Raw genomic sequence first — 18138 nt, 5'->3', positions numbered from 1 at the left:
ATCCCGGCTTGTGCCGGGATGACGGCCTTGCCGGCTTCCCTCAGGCTCGATCACAGGCAGTCGATCAATCCCTCGTAGATCGAAACCTGCCCGCCCGGCAGTTCGGCGTACAGCGGCGACCGCCCCTCCACCGCGGCGAGCAATTCCTCGAGCGTGGTGCCGGGCGCCAACGGCGTGCGGCACCGCCAGAACGCCTCGTCCACCCCGATCTTGCCGGTCGCCGGCTCGATCTCCTCGTGGCTGGCGGCGAACATCCACAGGCACATGCCGATGCGGCCGCTGACCCGGTGCACCGAGCAGCGATAGCGCAGCGCCTCGATGTTGCTGTACTCGCCTTCGCAGAAGGTATCGCCGCAGATGTCGTCGAAGTCCCGCTTCAGCTGCCAGGTCATGCCGTACCAGGCGTTGATCTGCTCGTCCCCCTGGATATAGGCCGAGACATCCACGTACTGCGCCGCACCGGCGACGACGGGCGTGGACGATTGGGCATGGAACGGAATCGAGGCCGCGAGCAGCAACGCGCAGCAGGCGGCGGCGGGAAAACGGAAGGTCCTGGACATGGAAAAAACTCCTCCTTGAGTGCGATGGTCGAGCGGCGGATGCCGCACGCGCAGGTTCTCCGCCATCCACGCACACCGCCATCCGGCGAACGCCGAAGCCGCCGTCGGAGCCGGCATGTGTCGGCTGTCGGAAATTTCCTACGGCTGCCCGGGGCGGACCCGGAAGAGGAAGCCCGACCGGCACTCCGAAGCGGACGCAATCGCAGGCCCGACCGACCGCTGGCGCCTGCGCCGGCAGCCCCGGACGGGCGCCGTTCGGCCCCTCCGTCCAGGGCCTGCACGGAGTTGGACACGGCAGCGGCCATCCACGTTAGACTCCTCCCGTGGCCCACGAAGGGCGCCCGCGTTATCGCAATGCCTGAAGACGACAGTAGTCGCTCCGCCCAGGAGCCCCCCGAAAAACGCCGCAGCTGGCTCGACCGTATCGGTTCGGCGATCTCCGGCGAACCGACCACCCGCGAAGACCTGGTCGAGATCCTGCGCGACGCCCAGACCGGCGGCCTGATCGAAGCCGATACCCTGCGCACGATGGAAGGCGCGATCGCCGTGTCCGGCATGACCGTGGGCGACGCGATGATCCCGCGCTCGCAGATGGTGGCGCTGCAGGTCGACGCCCCCTTCGTCGAGGTGATGCAGCAGGTGGTCGAATCGGGCCACTCGCGCTTCCCGGTGCACGGCGAGGACAAGGACGAGATCCTCGGCATCCTGCTGGCCAAGGACCTGCTGCGCGGCGTGGTGCCGCGCAGCGGCCAGGTGCGCATCCGCGAGCTGCTGCGCCCGGCGGTGCTGATCCCCGAGTCCAAGCGCCTGGACGTGCTGCTGCGCGAGTTCCGGCAGTCGCGCAACCACATGGCGATCGTGATCGACGAGTACGGCGGCGTCGCCGGGCTGATCACCATCGAGGACGTGCTCGAGGAGATCGTCGGCGAGATCGACGACGAGTACGACGAGGCCGAGGACAACAGCGCGCTGATCGCGGCGCAGGCCGACGGCCAGTACCTGGTCAACGCGCTGACGCCGATCGAGGATTTCAACGAGCGCTTCGGCGCCGACTTCGACGACGACGAGTACGACACCATCGGCGGCCTGGTCACCGCCGCGATCGGGCACCTGCCCGAGGCCGGCGAGGAGCTCACGCTCGACCGCTTCGGCTTCCGCGTCGCGCGCGCCGACGCGCGCCGGCTGCACGCGCTGCACGTCAGCGTGCGTCCGCAGGAAACGAGGGAAGAAAAGTGAGGAACGAGCGCAGAGCCCGCTTTCTCTCACTCCTCGCTCCTCTCCACTCGTTTCTCATCCGCTCGCAAAGGAAAGGAGGCACCTGCGCGTCGGCATCGCTGCTGGCGGCATTGCTGCTGATGTGCCTTTCGTCGGTCGCAACGGCCGCGCCGCGCATCGGCGTGATCACGATGCAGCCGGGGGAAATCTTCTTCGAGCGCTTCGGCCACAACGCGATCGTGGTCGACGATCCGTCCCTGCCCGAGCCCCTGTCCTACAACTTCGGCTTCTTCGATCTCGAGGAGCCCGGCTTCCTCGGCAACTTCATCCGTGGCGAGATGCAGTACCGCCTGGCGGTGCTGCCGCTGGCGGACGACCTGGCCTACTATCGCGACGTCGGCCGCGGCGTGACGATCCAGTGGCTCGACCTCGGCGACGCCCGGGCGACCGCGCTGGCGCAGGCACTGGCGGAGAACGCACGCCCGGAAAACGCGCGCTACCGTTACGACTATTTCACCGACAACTGCTCGACCCGCGTGCGCGACGCGCTCGACGGTGCGCTCGACGGCGCGCTGCGGCGCCAGCTGCAGGGCCGTTCGCGCGGCAACACCTATCGCGGCGACGCGGTGCGGCTGGCCTCGCCGGCGCCGTGGATGTGGCTCGGCTTCGATCTCGGCCTGGGCCCCGCCGCCGACCGGCCGAACTCGCTGTGGCAGGACGCCTTCGTGCCGATGCGGCTGGCCGACGCGCTGCGGCAGGTGCGAACCCCCGACGATCGCCCGCTGGTGGCCACGGAAGCCGAACTGCTGCCGCATCGGCTGGCGCCGGAACCGGCGGAAACCGCACGTCCGTGGTGGCCGTGGCTGCTCGCGGGCCTGGCGATCGCCGGCGCGCTGTCGTGGCTGGGCGCGCGCAACCCGCGCTGGCCGGCCTTGTTCGCGTTGCCGTTCTGGAGCGTGTGCGCCGTCGCCGGCGGGCTGATGCTGTTCATCTGGTGCTGCACCGCGCATCGCTTCGGCTGGAGCAACCAGAACCTGCTGCTGTTCAACCCGCTCGCCGTGCTGTTGCTGCCGGGTGCCTGGCGCCTGATGCGCGGACGCGACCCCGGCCGCCTGTTCGGCTGGATGCTGGCAACCGTTGCGATCGGCGCGGTACTGGCGCTGTTCCTGCATTGGCTGCCGCTGCTGCCGCAGCGCAACGTGCACTGGATCGCGTTGCTGCTGCCGGTGCATGCCGGACTGCTGCTTGCGCTGTCGCCGAACCGCACCGGCCGGCACGCATAGATCCATTTCGTAGGAGCGCGCGATGCGCGCGATGCCGCGGGCGTCTCCGGTCCCCGTCATCGGCGGTCCCGCCCGCGGGCCGGAAGGCGCGCCGGTGGACGGAGAATCGCATGGCGGCCCAATGCCCGCGGCATCGCGCGCATGGCGCGCTCCTACGGGTGGTCGTAGTTCGTGCAGTCGCGGCTGGCTTCGGCGGTCGGCCGCATTCAAGGCGAAGCGGCGCGTTCATGGCATGCCGTCGCATACGTATGCAACGACGTGATCGCACCACGCATGCAAGAATCGGGCGGACGTCCGGGGAAACCCGGGCCGCGCTCATGACCGTCATGTCCGCAGGAGCCAGCTCGATGATCCGCCACCTGTCCGCCTGTCTCGCCGTGCTGTTGCCGCTTGCAGCCTTCGCCCAGGATCTGCCCCCGGTTGCGCGCATCGCCTCGCCCGACGACACGCTGCAGGTCGAAGTGACCACCGACCCGGAAGGTCGCGCCAGCTACAGCGTGTCGCGCCACGGCAAGCCGGTGATCGCGCCCTCGCGCCTGGGAATCCTGCTCACCGACGCCCCCAAGCTGGAGCGCAACCTGCAACTGGTGGCTCAGGAGGAACGCACACACGACGAGACCTGGGAGCAGCCCTGGGGCGAGCGCCGCTTCGTGCGCGACCGCCACAACGAACTGCGCGTGACCTTCGCCGAACGTGCCGGCGCCGGGCGCCGCTTCGATGTGGTGTTCCGCGTGTTCGATGACGGCGTCGGCTTCCGCTACGATTTTCCCGACCAGGACGCCCTGCGGCAGGTCCACATCGCCGACGAGCTGACCGAGTTCGTGGTCGCCGATCCCGCCACGGCGTGGTGGATCCCGGCGCTGGAGTGGAACCGCAAGGAGTACGTCTACCAGCGCACGCCGCTGGCCGAGGTCGGCTACGCGCAGACGCCGCTGACGCTGCGCACCGACGACGGCCTGCACCTGGCCTTCCACGAGGCGGCATTGCTCGACTACTCGGCGATGAACCTGATGCGGGTGGAGGGCCGGCGCCTGCGCGCTGTGCTGTTCCCGGGCACCGGCGCGGCGAAAGTGGAGCGCACGGCGCCGTTCGCCACGCCGTGGCGGGTGCTGCTGGTGAGCGAGGACGCCGGCGGGCTGGCCGAGTCGGACCTGGTGCTGAACCTCAATGCGCCCAACGCGCTCGGCGACGTGTCCTGGGTGAAGCCGATGAAATATCTCGGCATCTGGTGGGAAATGCACCTGGATACCAAGACCTGGGGCTCCGGCCCCAGGCACGGCGCCACCACCGAACACGCGCTGCGGTTCATCGACTTCGCCGCCGAGCACGGCATCGGCGGCGTGCTGATCGAGGGCTGGAACGTCGGCTGGGACGGCGACTGGTTCGCCAACGGCGAGGCCTTCAGCTTCACCGAGCCCTATCCCGATCTCGACCTGGAGCGCGTGGCCGCGCATGCCAGGGCCAAGGGCGTGCGCCTGATCGGCCACCACGAGACGTCGGGGCATGCCGCGCACTACGAGTCGCAGCTGGACGACGCGCTGGACCTGTACCAGCGGCTCGGCATCGACGCGATCAAGACCGGCTACGTCGCCGACGGCGGCCAGGCCAAGGTGCTGGGCGACGACGGCACCCTGCACCAGGCCTGGCACGAGGGCCAGGCGATGTCGCGCCACCACATCAAGGTGATCACCGAGGCGGCGAAGCGCCGCATCGGCATCAACCCGCACGAGCCGATCAAGGACAGCGGCCTGCGCCGTACCTATCCCAACTGGATGACCCGCGAAGGCGCGCGCGGCATGGAGTACAACGCCTGGGACCTGCCGGGCAATCCGCCGGAACACGAGGCGACGCTGGTGTTCACCCGCATGCTCGACGGGCCGATGGACTTCACTCCCGGCGTGTTCGTGATGAACACCAAGTCGGGCGAGAAGATCGCCACCACCCTGGCCAAGCAGCTGGCGCTGTACGTGGTGATCTACAGCCCGCTGCAGATGGCGGTCGACCTGCCGGAACACTACGAGGCCCGGATGGACGCGTTCCAGTTCATCAAGGACGTCGCGGTGGATTGGGAGGACAGCCGCGTGCTCAACGGCGAGATCGGCGAGTTCGTCACCATCGCCCGCCGCGAGCGCGGCGGCGACGACTGGTACCTGGGCGCGGTCACCGATGGCGAGGCGCGCGAGCTGCAGGTGCCGCTGTCGTTCCTCGACGCCGGCCGCCGCTACACCGCGCAGATCTACCGCGACGGTCCGGACGCGGGCTGGCAACGCAACCAGACCGACCTCGAGATCGAGGAGCGCGAGGTCGGCGCCGGCGACACGCTGACGCTGCGGCTGGCGCCGGGCGGCGGCCAGGCGATCCGCTTCGTCGCGGACTGACGAGGCGGCGCTACGCACCTTGCCCCGGCCGGCCCGCTGACGCAGGATGCGGCGATGGCCGAGAACGAACGTCCCGCTTCGCTGCCCGACTGCGTGATCAACTGCATCCGCTACGACGGCCGCGGCCAGCGCCACGCCCTCGAGCTCGACGCCATCAGCGAGGTCCTGGCGAACGACGGCGGCGGCTTCGTCTGGCTCGGCCTGTACGAGCCCGAGGACACCGTGCTGGACAAGCTGCAGGAGGAGTTCGGCCTGCACGACCTGGCGATCGAGGATGCGCACAAGGCGCACCAGCGGCCGAAGATCGAGGCCTACGGCAATTCGCTGTTCATCGCGGTGAACACCGCGCAGGTGATCGGCGAACGCATCGTCTACGGCGAAACCCATGCCTTCCTCGGGCCGCGCTTCCTGATCACGGTGCGCCACGGCGCCTCGCTGTCCTACGCCACGGTGCGCACGCGGGTGGAACGCGAGCCCGAGCTGCTGGCGCTCGGCGCCTCCTACGGGCTGTACGCGGTGCTCGACTACATCGTCGACAACTACCTGCCGATCGCCCAGCAGTTCAAGGACACGCTGCTGCTGCTGGAGAAGGACGTCTTCTCCGACGCCTACCGGCGCGAGACGATCGTGCGCCTGTACGACCTCAAGCGCGAACTGACCTACATGCGCATGTCGGTGGCGCCCCTGCAGGACGTGCTGTCGCAGCTGGTGCGCACCTCCAGCCCGCTGATCCCCGACGAGGAGGTGCGGCTGTACTTCCGCGACGTGCTCGACCACGCGGTGCGCGTGAACGACTCGATCGACGCCCTGCGCGACATGCTCGGCACCGCGCTCAGCGTCAACCTGTCGCTGGTCACCCTGGCGCAGGGCGAGACGGTGAAGAAGCTCGGCGCCTGGGCGGCGCTGCTGGCGGCGCCGACCCTGATCGCCAGCTGGTACGGCATGAACTTCCACGGCATGCCGGAACTGGACGAGCGCTACGCCTATCCGCTGCTGATCGGCGTCGTCGCCACGACCTGCGGCCTCCTCTACCGGCTGTTCAAGCGCGCGCGCTGGCTCTGAGGGCGAGCAACGCCTGTCCGTAGGAGCGCGTCATACGCGCGATGCCGCGGGTGTTTCGCCGCCCGCGGATTCCGATGACCGGCGCGCCTGCCGGTCCGGAATCGCGGCATCCATTGGATCCTGTTGGCACCCGCGGTATCGCGCGCATGGCGCGCTCCTACGAAGGATCATTCCCCGGCGTTCAGCCGGTCCGCGAAGGCCTCCAGCGCTTGCGCGCCGACCACGTCCTCCGCCAGCAGCGGCAACTGCTGCAGCGGCAGGTCCGGCAGCGCCTCGCGCAGGTCGCGCAGATGCGCCTCCTCCTGCATCCGCCGGTCTGCGAGGAAATCGCCGGCGTCCGCCGGCGCACGCTTGTTGACGACGAGACCACCGACCTGGACGCCGGCGCGCCGCAGCTGCGCGTGCAGCTCGATGGTCTCCAGCACCGGCAGGCGCTCGGCCGCCAGCACGATGACGAATGCGGTGTGCGCGTCGTCCGCCAGCACGCTACGCAGGTGCTCGAACCGGTGCCGGCGACGGTGCAACACCTGGCGGATGCGCTGGTCGCGGTCCTGCGCCGTGTCGATGCGCTCGCCGCCCAGCGCGCGCGAGGCGACGCCGTCGTCGCTGCCGAGGTTGCGCAGCGCGGCGCCGAAGCGTTCGCTGCGTTCCTGCCGCCGCAGCAGGCCATCGGTCCAGGCCGACATCATCTCCGGCAACGCCATCAGCCGCGCGGTATGTCCCGACGGCGCGGTGTCGAACACCAGCAGGTCGTAGTCGCGCGGCGCCTGCTCGACGAGTTCGGCGATGCGCTCGAGCAGCGCCGCCTCGTGCATGCCCGGCGCCTCGCGCGACAGCGCCAGGTGCCGGTCGACCTCACCGGACAGGTGCGGCGGCATCAGCTGGCGCAGGGCCTGCCCGACTTCGTCCAGGTGCGCGCGCACGGTAGCCTCGGGATCGATCTCGAGCGCGTCCAGGTCCGCGGCGACGCGCACCGGCGCCGGGCCGATCGCGCGCTGCCACAAGTGTCCGAGGTTGTGCGCCGGATCGGTCGAGACCAGCAGCACGCGCCGGCCTGCGCGGGCCTGCGCCAGGGCGACGGCCGACGCCACCGTGGTCTTGCCCACCCCGCCCTTGCCGCCGAAGAACAGCACGCGGCGCGATGCCGCCAGGTTCAGCAGCACCCGACGTGATCCAGCGGCGAGCGCTCCATGCCCATGCGCCGGTGCCAGTCGTGGAAGCGCTCGTACATCACCGGCATCAGTTCGAGCGTGTACCAGGTTGCCGGATTGGGCACGCCCAGCGATTCGGCGAACACCATCAGCATGAACAGGTCGTCCTCGTCGCGCTGCGCGCGCGCGAACGTGCGCCGGTACGGCGCGACGTAGAACTCGCGCAGGCCCGCCGCAAGACGGGCCAGCACGGAGGCCTTGTCCCCGCCCGGCGACATGGTCAGCCTTCCCCGGCCTCGGCGGCCCCGGCGGTATCCGGATCGCGGCCCCTGGCCATCGCGATCACCGCCTCCAGCGCCACCCACAGCGCCGCGATCAGGATCACGATGTCCATCCCCAGCAGCAGCCAGTTGCCGTCGTCGTAGAACGTGCCCAGCTGCACGACCAGCGCGTACAGCGACATCACCAGCAGGAACGCCAGCGGCACCATGGTGAAAATCGGGTTGCGGCCCTTCTTGATCAGGATCACCGAGACGATCGCCAGCGTCAGCGCCGCCAGCAGCTGGTTGGTGGTGCCGAACAGCGGCCAGATCACCATGCCGCCGCTGCCGTCGGCGCCGGCGCCGAACGCCAGCGCCATGCACACCGCCAGCGCCACCACGGTGCCGAGCAGCGTGCCCACCTTGAAGCCGGCCAGCTCGGCCGCCTCCTGCACCACGAAGCGCTGCAGGCGCAGGCCGGTGTCCATGGTGGTGGCGGCGAACAGGATCGCCATCGTCGCCAGCATGGTCGCGCCGAGGTTCTCCGGCAGCCCGAGGCCGGACGTCAGCAGCGCCTCGCCGCCGTTGACGAAGGCGGTGACGTTGCCGCCGCCGAACGAGCTGTAGACCGCCTGCCAGTCGACCAGGGTGGCGAAACCGGCGGTGCAGCAGATGATCGCCGCCAGCGACAGCATGCCCTCGCCGACCGCGCCGAAGTAGCCGACGAAGCGCGCGTCGGTCTCCTTGTCGAGCTGCTTGGAGGTGGTGCCGGAGGCGACCATGCCGTGGAAGCCGGACACCGCACCGCAGGCGATGGTGACGAACAGCAGCGGCACGATGCTCGGCGTGCCCGCCGGCACCGCGTCGTTGAACGCCGGCGCCACGATCGTCGGCGAGGCGATCAATACCGCCGCGTACAGGATGCCCAGCCCGAGGAACAGCTGCAGCCCGTTGATGTAGTCGCGCGGCTGCAGCAATACCCATACCGGCAGCAGCGAGGCGATGCCGGCGTACAGGAACAGCAGCACGATCCAGAACGACTTCGCGCTCATGCCGAACACCGTCTCCGGCAGCGCGATCGGATAGGCGCTGCCGATCCAGATCAGCGCGTAGAGCACCACCACGCCGCCGATCGACGGCCACAGCAGCCCCATCTTGACCCGGTAGATCAGCTGCCCGATCACCAGCGCCACCAGGATCGCGCCCCAGACCGGAATCACCGCGGTCGGCGTGGACACCAGCAGGTTCGCGATCACCACCGCGAACGCCGCGTTGACCATCAGCAGCAGCAGGAAGATCACCACCAGGAACAGGTTGCGTCCGCGGCGGCCGATGTAGCTGCCGCTGAGCATGCCCATCGACTTGCCCTTGTTGCGCACGCTCGCCCAGAGCGCGCCGAAATCGTGCACCCCGGCGAAGAACACGGTACCGAACACCACCCACAGGAACGCAGGCCCCCAACCCCAGATCACCGCGATCGCCGGACCGACGATCGGCGCCGCGCCCGCCACCGAGGTGAAGTGGTGGCCCCACAGCACGAAGCGGTTGGTCGGCACGTAGTCGACGCCGTCGCGCAAGGTGTGGGCCGGGGTGCGGAAGTCCGCCTCCAGCCGGTAGATCTTCTCGGCGATGAATTTCGAATAGAAGACGTAACCGAGCGCCATCACGGCGAGGCCGACGAGCAGCAATACGATCGCATTCATCCAGGCATCTCCGGTAGCGTCCGGCTCGGCGCCGGCATTCCGGCAGCATGAAAGCTCCGGCCCGGGAATGGAAGGATCCGGCGACCCCGGGCCGGTGGATTACGACTAAAGTCGTACCGGCCGGCCCGGGGCCGCTGTGCGGGTGAAGCCGCATTCATCCGGTCGCATCATGGTTTCGCGCGCATGGCGCGCTCCTACGGTGGAGCCTTCCCTCAGGTCCCAAGCAACCGCAGCAACAGGCCGGTCAGGTAGGCGCAATAGGTGCCCAGCGCGTAGCCCAGCACCGCCAGCAGCACCCCGACCGGCGCCAGCGCCGGGTGGAACGCCGCCGCCACCACCGGCGCCGACGCGGCGCCGCCGATGTTGGCCTGTGAGCCGACCGCCAGGAAGAACAGCGGCGCGCGGATCAGCTTGGCGACCAGCAGCAGCAGCCCCGCGTGCACCGAGATCCAGAGCAGCCCCAGGGCGAACAATCCTGGGCGGTCCAGCAGCGCGCCCAGGTCCATGTGCATGCCGATGGTGGCCACCAGCACGTAGAGCATCGCCGAACCCACCTTCGAGGCCCCGGCGCCCTCGAGCGCGCGGGCGCGGGTGAAGCTGAGCGCCAGGCCCACGGTGGTCGCGAAGACCACGATCCAGAAGAAGCCCGAGGTCAGGCTGTAGTCCTCCAGGCGCCACGATTCCGGCAGGCTCGCGATCCAGGCCACCAGCGGGTCGGCGAGGAAGTGCGCCAGTCCGGTCGCGCCCAGTCCCACTGCCAGGATCGCCATCAGGTCGGGCAGGGAGAGCACGCGCGCGTGCTCCGCCTGGTAGGTCTCGATGCGGCGCTGGAGGTCGTCGATCGCGGTGGTGTCGGCTCGGGTCCAGCGATCGAAGGCGGCCGCGCGCGGCGCCAGGAACAGCAGTACCGCCATCCACACGTTGGCGACCAGTACGTCGACCGCGACGAACTGGCCGAACAGGTTGTCCTCGACCTCGAACACCTCCTTCATCGCCGCCTGATTGGCGCCGCCGCCGATCCAGCTGCCGGCCACCGTGGTCAGCCCGCGCCAGGTCTCGCCGGCCACCGTGGGCGGATGCAGGATGCCCATCGCGATGAAGGCCACCACGGCGCCGAGCATCACCCCGGCCGTGCCGGTGAGGAACATGATCACCGCCTTCGGTCCCAGCCGCAGCACCGCGCCCAGGTCGATGGCCAGGCACAGCAGCACCAGCGACGAGGGCAGCAGGTAGTCGCGCGCCACCGGGTACAGGTTCGAGGCCTCGCCGTCGATCAGGCCGATGCTGTTGTAGACCGCCGGCAACAGATAGCACAGCAGCAGCGCCGGCACATAGGTGTAGAACTTCTTCCAGAAGCCGGTGGTGCGCGAGGCGGTCCAGAACACCGCACCGAGCGTCAGGGCCAGCAGGCCCATGACCGCGGCGTCGTTCGTGATCAACGGGAAGGAAGTCTCGTCCATCAGCCGCTCCAGGCATGTCCGGATGAATGATGCTCCGCCGCACCGGGCCCGGGCCGCGTAGAGCCGAGCTTGCTCGGCTGCGCCGGATCAGGAACCCGCGCCGGCTCCGGGGCCGGGAGCAGCGGAGCAAGCTCCGCTCTACGGGCGGAGGAAGGCGGTTTGCCGGCCATCAATCGCCGAGATGCTGCTGCAGCCAACCATTGACCGTCTCGTGCCACAGCACGCTGTTGTTCGGCTTGAGCACCCAGTGGTTCTCGTCGGGGAAGTACAGCAGCTTCGACTCGATGCCGCGGCGCTGCAGCGCGGTGAACGCCATCAGCCCCTGGTCGACCGGCACGCGGTAGTCTTTCTCGCCCTGCACCACCAGCATCGGCACGCGCCACTGGTCGACGTGCCGGACCGGGTTGAACTTTTCGTAGGCGGCCATGTTCTCGTACACCGGACCGCCGTTCTCCCACTCGGTGAACCACAGCTCCTCGGTCACGTAGCCCATCGAACGGGTGTCGAACACGCCGTCATGATTGACCAGGCACTGCCACGGCTCGTTCCAGTTGCCGGCGATCCAGTTGATCATGTAGCCGCCGTAGCTGGCGCCGAGCGCACAGGCGCGGTCGCCGTCGAGGAACGCATATTCGCGCTGCGCGGCGGCCCAGCCCTTCTTCAGGTCCTCGAGCGGCTTGCCGCCCCAGTCACCGCTGATCGAGTCGGTGAAGGCCTGCCCGTAGCCGGTGGAGCCGTGGAAGTCGATCACGACCACCGCGTAGCCCTGCCCGGCGTAGGTCTGCGGATTCCAGCGGTAGCTCCAGCCGTCGCCGAAGCTGCCCTGCGGCCCGCCGTGGATCAGGAACGCGACCGGATAGGTCTCGCCCTCGCGATAGTTCCAGGGCTTGACCACGTAGCCGTGCACGGTGTCGTTGCCGGCGCCGCGAAAGGTGAACTGCTCGTACTCGCCGAAGGCGACATCCGGCAGGCGCTCCTCCGCGGTCGGGGTGATCTGGCGCGGGTGCTGCGCGTCGGGCGTGGCGGTGTGCAGCACGTCGCCGCTGCGCATCGAGTTGCGCGCGAACATCAGCGTCCCGCCGGCCAGCGCATACGACGACACCGTGCCGTCGGCGACCAGCTTCGTCACCTCGCCGCCGTCGATATCGATGCGGAACAACGGGTACTCGCCGGTGTCCTGCGCCGCCGCGTACAGCGCGGCGCCGTCCGCACCCACCGCCAGGCTGCTGGGCGAGCGGTCCCAGTCCGGGGCGATCTCGCGGGTCTCGCCGCTGGCCAGGTCCATCGCCATCACCGCGAAGCGGTCGGCCTCGAAGCCGGGCCGCTGCATCGCGCGGTAGAACAGAGTGCCGCCGTCGGCGCTGAACACCGGGCCGGCATCCCAGGCCGGGTTGGCTTCGGTGAGGTTGACCGGCGCGCCGCTGCCGTCGGCGTTCATGCGGTACAGGTCGAAGTTGGTCGACCACGGTTCCTCGCGACCGGCCACCTTGACGCTGGCCACCACCGACGCGCCGTCCGGCGCCCAGGCGTAATCGTCGGCGCCGCCGAACGGCTTGGACGGGATGTCGCCGTCGAGCGATCCGCTCAGCGCCACCGCGGCGGCGACCGGCTCGCCGCCGGCGGCCGGCAGCCCGGCCGCGTACAACCGGCTGCGGCGGCCATCCTTCCAGGTATCCCAGTGACGCACGAACAGCTGCTCGTACAGCACGCCGCTGGTCTTGTCCTTCTCGCGGGCGTCCAGCCGCGCCTGGGTGCAGGCGAACACGCCTTCGGACGCATCGGCGCAATCGGCGAAGGTCTCGGCGCTGAAGGCGACGCGGGTGCCGTCTGGTGACAGCTTGTAGCTGCCGACGTCGAGCGCGAAACCGGTCAGCTGCCGCGGCTCGCCGCCGGCGGTCGGGATCGCGTACAGCTGCTGGCTGCCGTTCTTTGCGCTGAGGAAGTAGACGGCGGCGCCATCCGGCGAGAACGCCGGCGAATTGACGTTCCAGCCCTCGGGCGTCAGCCGCCTCGGCGGCGCCATGTCGCGCGTGCGCAGATCGCGCAGGTACAGCGCGCTGCTCGCCTTGTCCTCGGCAAAGTCGACGGTGCGCTCGGCGAACACCAGCCGGCCGCCGTCGGCCGACAGCACCGGAGATGTAACCCGCGGCAGCGTCGCCAGGTCGCGGGCCTCGAACCCGCGATCGGCCATCGCCAACGACGGCAGGGCGGCAAGCAGGCACAGCGGCAGCAGGGCGGGTCGCAGCGTCATCATCGTCTCCGGAGCGGACAAGGCGCCGATGGTAGCCGATGCCAAGGGCGACCCGCCCGCCCCGCTATCCGCCCGCTCCGCCCGTTGCCGGTAGAGCCGAGCTTGCTCGGCTGCTCCTGGCTCCGGGTGGCGACGAAAAGCAGCGGAGCAAGCTCCGCTCTACGAGTGCACCGGGTACCCCGTAGAGCCGAGCTTGCTCGGCTGCTCCTGGCTCCGGTGGCGACGAAAAGCAGCGGAGCAAGCTCCGCTCTACGACAGCGCCCCGCTTACCCCGTAGAGCCGAGCTTGCTCGGCTGCGCAAGGCACCGGAGCCGTTCCAAATACAGCGAAGCAAGCGCCACCCATCAACGGCCCGCGACGCTGCCTCCACCCAGATGCCGCCCCAGGAAGTCCAGCAGCTTCACGTAGAACTCCCGACGGTGCTCTTCCGTGTAGAAACCGTGCCCCTCGTTCGGGTAGTACAGCGTCTCCACCGGCACCCCGGTGTTCTTCAGCGCCCGCTCCATCAGTTCGCTGTGCGCGATCGGTGCGATCTGGTCCTCACCTCCCGCGGCAAGGAAGACAGGCACCTTGACCTGTCCGGCGAGCCGGTTCGGGGACATCGCCGCCAGCCGCTCCGGTTCGTCGCCCATCCACTCACCGGTCCAGGTGCGGGCCCATCTCCCTTGTCGCCGATTCTCACCACGCAGCTTGGGCAGGTCGTAGACACCGACGTAACCGACCGCGCAGCGATACAGGTCGGGCTCCTTCGCCACGCCCATCAGCGCCGCGTAGCCACCGTAGCTGGCGCCATAGATGCAGACGCGGTCGGCGTCGGCGATCCCCTCGCCGATCGCCCAGCGGGTCGCATCGATCACGTCGTCCTGCATCGTCCCGCCCCATTGCCTGGCGCCCGCATGGTGGAACGCACGGCCGTAGTTGCCCGACCCGCGGAAATTCACCTGCAGCACGGCATAGCCGGCCTGCGCCAACAATTGCGCATCGATGTCGAAGCCCCAGCGATCGAATACACCGAAAGGCCCGCCGTGCGGCACCACCACCAGCGGCAACCGCTTGCCGCCACCGGCCGGAGCGGTGAGGAAGCCGTGCAGCGTCCGCCCATCCCTGGCCTGCAGGCTGACCGGGCGCATCGGCGACATGTGTTCCGGGTTGATCCCTTCGCGCCGCGCCAGCACGAAGTCCGCCTTCTTGGCGACCGCGTCGTAGGTGTAGAAGCTGCCGGGATCGGCGTCGCTGGAAACCAGCAGCAGCTTGATGCGACCATCCGAGGTGGCCGAGACGACCTCCACCATGTTGCCGGGAAACGCCGCCTCCAGGCTGCGCAGCACGCGCGCGTCGTCGGATGCCTCGTCGAGGAACACCGTGCGCGGCCGTGCGCCGAGATAGCGGACACCGACCATCGGGCCGGACCCGTCGCGGTATAGCGGCAGTGGATCGACCACTTCGTCGCGCAGCAGCTCGCGGCGCTTGCCCGTTGCCACGTCGAAGGCGACCAGCGTGTCCGGGCCTTCGGCCTGCTGCACCCGCAGGTAGGCGGTGGCGTCGTCCTCCGAGAAGCCCAAGGGCGATTCGATGCGATCGCTGGCCGCCTCGTCATTGATCAGTTCCCACTCCGCATTCGTCGCGGAACGGTAGTACGTCCGGGTGATGTTGTTGCTGCCGGAGCCGATGGCGAACCGCACCACACCCGCATGGTCCGTGACGAACCGCGCCTGCGGCACCGGCGCCTGCGTCACCCGCGTGCGTCGGCCCGTATACACGTCCATCCGCTCTACGCGCGTCGTCGGGTCGGTGGCGAGAGGCTGCACCGAGATCAGTACGTTGCGGTCGTCATCCGGTAGCGCATCGATCAGGAACGCCGCCACGCGCTCCTGCTTCTTGCCCGTCCGGATCTTGCTGCCCAACTGCTGGGTCCACACCCGCCAGCCCACCAGCAGCTCGCGCTTGTTGCCGTCGGCGTTCATCGCGTACAGCTCGCCGGTGGGGAGCGGATCGTCCCGGCTACCGAAATTCTCCGACACCGACATCAGCACCCGCTCGTCGTTGACCCACCAGAAGTCGTGCACGCTGGTGCCCCGTTCGAAGCGGAAACTCGACATCGACGTGCCGTCCTCGCGGCGAATGATCGCCAACCCGATCTGCCCGTCGATCGGCACCGTCACCGCGTAGAACTCGCCGGTCGGTGACAGCTTGATGTCGCGGAAGGCGTCCTCGGCCACGAACGGCCCTACATCCATCTGTGCCCGCGCCGCCACCGGCGACAATCCCATCAGCAGCGCCACGAGCGCCGCCACTCCCCGGAACATTCCCATGCCTCCTCCCCTTCGTATCAGTCCTTTTGCCACATCGGCATTGCACCGTAGGCGGTCGCCACTATGGCAAAGGAAGATCCGGAACGGAAGGGCACGGTCGAGCGGACAACTCCGGACCTGCCAGCGCGGACCTTCAGTCTCCCTTCTCCCGCTTGCGGGAGAAGGTGCCCGGAGGGCGGATGAGGGCGCTTTTTCCCTCATCCCGGCCTCTCCCGCAAGCGGGAGAGGGAATGAATCGGCATGGCTGGAGATTCTTAACTAGTCAGTAATCAGGACCCCGGAGAATATCCGACTTCTCGTTCTTTAGCGATTTCGTATGCGAAGCAATTCAAGATTAAGCGGCTGCAGCGACGCCGCCAGCATTTCAGCATCTTTGGACCACCAGTTCTTATGCTTGCATGCATCCAGCAGCCTATGCGCCTGAAAAACAAACTCATGGACGAATGACAAGGTGAAGACTTCTCCTGCCTCAACCTCAAGTTTGCGGTCAACCCCTTGAAGCGCTCGCAACATTAGCCTTCCACCTGGCACACACGTGACCTCCACTGCATATGGCCCATCCATAAAGTCAATCAATTCCCGATCGCTTATCTTTCTTAATATTCTTAGAAGCGCATCCGACCACCATCCCATAATCACAACAGCAAAATCATTCCAATTACGAGCTGGAAACTCAGTTCCATTTATTTCAAGCCAAATATCAGCAGTAGCCGGTTCATTTTTCCGAGCACATAAAGATCCAGCATCTGCAATAATTTTCGTCATCGCCCAACCACAGGATACGCAGTCTCAATTACACTGGTAGCTCTATTTAACCACATTTCAACAGTTATACCAGTATGAGTTGTTCCAGACAGAAGGACTCGATCACCCTGCTGCCTGACGACCGAGGACGAGCCGTATGCTTGTCGTATCGCGGCCGTTACACCTCTTTGATTAAGGCCAACAAAGACTGACCTCCCTTCCGTAAAGGCACCACCCACCATATGCCGCTCAGCGATATGCGTCATATTAACAGTCAGCTTGTTCTAACCAGGCAATCCAATGGCCCGCGAAAACCTTATGGCCATCAAGCCACCGCCGGCAAGCTTCAGACCAGTTACCGCACCTCCGCCGCCAGGAAGGCGGGGAGCCACCGGTTCCAAGCTTCATCAATCACATCCTCGCCGAAGCCAGCTGCCTTTTGCGCAAAACTCTTCGTTGCTGCCGAAGTAGGTCGAGCATTAGGCGATGGCGCCTCTGGGATGCTGGCATTTGCCGTCGAACCACCCGCATTGACCCGTATTGTTCCGCCGCGCTCCCCCTGCTCAAGTCGACACGTTGTATCCTTGCCGCACGCCCGCCTTCCATCTGGATCGATGGACTTGTATGGATTGTTGTTGGCATACCAGTATCGATTGAAGTTGCCTCCGGTGTTCGCGTCTGCCGTGACCGGATCGACACTCAGAAACCGCCCCAACTTCGCATCGTAATAGCGCTGCTGCATATACACCAGCCCGGTCGCCGCATCCTGCACGTGCCCGGTGTAGCCCGGCCCGTCCTGCACCGCCGGCGTCAGCTGCGCCCCGTACGGCTCGTACTCCCGCCGCTCCACCACGCTGCCCAGCGCGTCGGTGTGGTAGTACCGCACCACCGTCTGCGCCTGCGCCGGCTGCATCCACGCCAGCCCCAGCAGCAGCCAGAGGCCCCACCGCTTCGTCAGCGCGTTCATTCCCCGCCCTCCTCGTCCAGGGCAGGGGTGGCCTGAAGTGGCGTCCCGCCGCCGCCTCCGCTCCCGAACACCGGCCCCGACCAGGCCGAGCAGCCATTGGCGTTGCACGCCGCCACCCGGTAGCCGGCCGTCCCGCACGGCGCGTCCCATTGATAGACGGGACAGGGGCCTTCGTAGAAGGTGACGTTGCCGTTGCCCAGCTTGTAGGACGTGGTGCCGCCCACCGAATTCCAGCTGAACTTGCAGAGCATGCCCTGCGACGTCACCGTCAGCCCCGTCGGCACCGCCGGCGTCAGCAGCTGCACGCTGACCGTCTTGATCGCCGAGTACGGGCCGCAGCCGGCCACGTTGCAGCCGCGGGCCCGGTAGCCCCAGCTGCCGTTCGCCTGGCCTTCGATGTCCTTGCTGGTGCCCACCGCGTCGTGGATCGTGGCCCAGCTGCCGCTGCCCAGACGCTCCTGCAGCTGGTACTTGGTTGCCGCATTCACCAGGTTCTAAGCCACCGAATAACTGCCGGTCGCGCTGCTGTCAGGCGCGGTTAACCCTGTCGGGGCGTTGGCCGGCGGCCGAGTCACCTGCACGGCTTTGATGCCCGACCAGGCTGCGCAGCCGGCCACGTTGCACGCCCGCATCCGGTAGCCCCAGGTGCCCGTGGTCTTGCCCGAGATCGCCTTGCTGGTGCCGGACGCGTCGTGGATCGTGCTCCAGCTGCCGCTGTTCAGCCGCTCCTGCGATTCGTAGCGGGCGGATGTAGTCACCGCCATCCAGCCAATCGCGTAGGTGGCCGGTGCC

15 protein-coding genes are annotated in these 18138 nt (G+C 68.0%); 4 read left to right on the top strand and 11 right to left on the bottom strand.

What is annotated here, in order from left to right:
• Window positions 1–50 precede the first annotated feature (50 nt).
• Window positions 51–560, bottom strand: a complete 510-nt coding sequence (locus tag AB5T46_RS02850; protein ID WP_370562311.1) for a hypothetical protein — start codon at window positions 558–560, stop codon at window positions 51–53.
• A 354-nt stretch (window positions 561–914) separates the two neighbouring features.
• Between AB5T46_RS02850 and AB5T46_RS02845 the strand changes: the two genes are divergently transcribed.
• From AB5T46_RS02845 to AB5T46_RS02830, 4 genes are all read left to right on the top strand, one after another.
• Window positions 915–1796, top strand: coding sequence for an HlyC/CorC family transporter (locus AB5T46_RS02845; protein ID WP_370562309.1), 882 nt, complete (start codon window positions 915–917; stop codon window positions 1794–1796).
• Window positions 1797–1915: 119 nt separating this feature from the next.
• Window positions 1916–3058, top strand: coding sequence for a lipoprotein N-acyltransferase Lnb domain-containing protein (locus AB5T46_RS02840; RefSeq protein ID WP_370562307.1), 1143 nt, complete (start codon window positions 1916–1918; stop codon window positions 3056–3058).
• 347 nt (window positions 3059–3405) lie between these two features.
• Window positions 3406–5436, top strand: coding sequence for a glycoside hydrolase family 97 protein (locus tag AB5T46_RS02835; RefSeq protein ID WP_370562306.1), 2031 nt, complete (start codon window positions 3406–3408; stop codon window positions 5434–5436).
• Between the two features lie 54 nt (window positions 5437–5490).
• A complete protein-coding gene (locus AB5T46_RS02830) occupies window positions 5491–6498 on the top strand; it encodes a magnesium and cobalt transport protein CorA (protein ID WP_370562305.1) in 1008 nt (335 codons plus the stop codon).
• A 167-nt stretch (window positions 6499–6665) separates the two neighbouring features.
• On the opposite strand, the gene AB5T46_RS02825 is transcribed toward AB5T46_RS02830, so the two are convergent.
• From AB5T46_RS02825 to AB5T46_RS02780, 10 genes are all read right to left on the bottom strand, one after another.
• Window positions 6666–7661: an ArsA family ATPase gene (locus AB5T46_RS02825; protein ID WP_370562304.1), complete on the bottom strand. Its 996-nt coding sequence runs from the start codon at window positions 7659–7661 to the stop codon at window positions 6666–6668.
• Complete coding sequence (locus AB5T46_RS02820) at window positions 7652–7927, bottom strand: cory-CC-star protein (RefSeq protein ID WP_370562303.1); 276 nt, start codon at window positions 7925–7927, stop codon at window positions 7652–7654. Before AB5T46_RS02820 ends, AB5T46_RS02825 begins: the two co-directional genes overlap by 10 nt.
• Window positions 7928–7929: 2 nt before the next feature.
• Complete coding sequence (locus tag AB5T46_RS02815; protein WP_370562302.1) at window positions 7930–9612, bottom strand: carbon starvation CstA family protein; 1683 nt, start codon at window positions 9610–9612, stop codon at window positions 7930–7932.
• A 212-nt stretch (window positions 9613–9824) separates the two neighbouring features.
• Window positions 9825–11072: a DUF819 family protein gene (locus tag AB5T46_RS02810; RefSeq protein ID WP_370562301.1), complete on the bottom strand. Its 1248-nt coding sequence runs from the start codon at window positions 11070–11072 to the stop codon at window positions 9825–9827.
• A gap of 169 nt (window positions 11073–11241) precedes the next feature.
• The gene (locus AB5T46_RS02805) at window positions 11242–13323 is read right to left on the bottom strand and encodes a prolyl oligopeptidase family serine peptidase (protein ID WP_370562300.1); all 2082 of its coding nucleotides are present in this window, start codon (window positions 13321–13323) and stop codon (window positions 11242–11244) included.
• Between the two features lie 344 nt (window positions 13324–13667).
• Window positions 13668–15629 (bottom strand): alpha/beta hydrolase family protein, encoded by a 1962-nt coding sequence (locus tag AB5T46_RS02800; RefSeq protein WP_412753977.1) that lies wholly within the window; start codon window positions 15627–15629, stop codon window positions 13668–13670.
• Between the two features lie 309 nt (window positions 15630–15938).
• The gene (locus AB5T46_RS02795) at window positions 15939–16400 is read right to left on the bottom strand and encodes a hypothetical protein (protein ID WP_370562298.1); all 462 of its coding nucleotides are present in this window, start codon (window positions 16398–16400) and stop codon (window positions 15939–15941) included.
• Window positions 16401–16734: 334 nt separating this feature from the next.
• Window positions 16735–17346 carry an RHS repeat-associated core domain-containing protein gene (locus AB5T46_RS02790; protein WP_370562297.1) on the bottom strand — a complete coding sequence of 204 codons (612 nt, stop codon included), beginning with the start codon at window positions 17344–17346 and terminating at the stop codon, window positions 16735–16737.
• On the bottom strand, window positions 17343–17834 hold the full coding sequence (locus AB5T46_RS02785; protein ID WP_370562296.1) for a hypothetical protein: 492 nt from the start codon (window positions 17832–17834) through the stop codon (window positions 17343–17345). The genes AB5T46_RS02790 and AB5T46_RS02785 overlap by 4 nt, the downstream gene beginning before the upstream one ends.
• Window positions 17835–17840: 6 nt before the next feature.
• Complete coding sequence (locus AB5T46_RS02780) at window positions 17841–18110, bottom strand: hypothetical protein (protein ID WP_370562295.1); 270 nt, start codon at window positions 18108–18110, stop codon at window positions 17841–17843.
• Window positions 18111–18138: the final 28 nt, after the last annotated feature.

Source organism: Luteimonas salinilitoris (assembly GCF_041300785.1).
In the GTDB taxonomy this organism is placed as follows: Bacteria; Pseudomonadota; Gammaproteobacteria; order Xanthomonadales; family Xanthomonadaceae; genus Luteimonas; species Luteimonas salinilitoris.
Note: the sequence above shows the minus strand (reverse complement) of the source record. Positions and strands in the feature narration are given on the sequence as shown.

Bases quoted from the DNA above. Each gene is read 5' to 3' on its own strand.
- AB5T46_RS02850 (WP_370562311.1), bottom strand. From the start codon at position 560: ATGTCCAGGACCTTCCGTTTTCCCGCCGCCGCCTGCTGCGCGTTGCTG.
- AB5T46_RS02795 (WP_370562298.1), bottom strand. From the start codon at position 16,400: ATGACGAAAATTATTGCAGATGCTGGATCTTTATGTGCTCGGAAAAAT.
- AB5T46_RS02845 (WP_370562309.1), top strand. From the start codon at position 915: ATGCCTGAAGACGACAGTAGTCGCTCCGCCCAGGAGCCCCCCGAAAAA.
- AB5T46_RS02830 (WP_370562305.1), top strand. From the start codon at position 5,491: ATGGCCGAGAACGAACGTCCCGCTTCGCTGCCCGACTGCGTGATCAAC.
- AB5T46_RS02810 (WP_370562301.1), bottom strand. From the start codon at position 11,072: ATGGACGAGACTTCCTTCCCGTTGATCACGAACGACGCCGCGGTCATG.
- AB5T46_RS02805 (WP_370562300.1), bottom strand. From the start codon at position 13,323: ATGACGCTGCGACCCGCCCTGCTGCCGCTGTGCCTGCTTGCCGCCCTG.
- AB5T46_RS02780 (WP_370562295.1), bottom strand. From the start codon at position 18,110: ATGGCGGTGACTACATCCGCCCGCTACGAATCGCAGGAGCGGCTGAAC.
- AB5T46_RS02815 (WP_370562302.1), bottom strand. From the start codon at position 9,612: ATGAATGCGATCGTATTGCTGCTCGTCGGCCTCGCCGTGATGGCGCTC.
- AB5T46_RS02800 (WP_412753977.1), bottom strand. From the start codon at position 15,629: ATGTTCCGGGGAGTGGCGGCGCTCGTGGCGCTGCTGATGGGATTGTCG.
- AB5T46_RS02835 (WP_370562306.1), top strand. From the start codon at position 3,406: ATGATCCGCCACCTGTCCGCCTGTCTCGCCGTGCTGTTGCCGCTTGCA.
- AB5T46_RS02790 (WP_370562297.1), bottom strand. From the start codon at position 17,346: ATGAACGCGCTGACGAAGCGGTGGGGCCTCTGGCTGCTGCTGGGGCTG.
- AB5T46_RS02820 (WP_370562303.1), bottom strand. From the start codon at position 7,927: ATGTCGCCGGGCGGGGACAAGGCCTCCGTGCTGGCCCGTCTTGCGGCG.
- AB5T46_RS02840 (WP_370562307.1), top strand. From the start codon at position 1,916: ATGTGCCTTTCGTCGGTCGCAACGGCCGCGCCGCGCATCGGCGTGATC.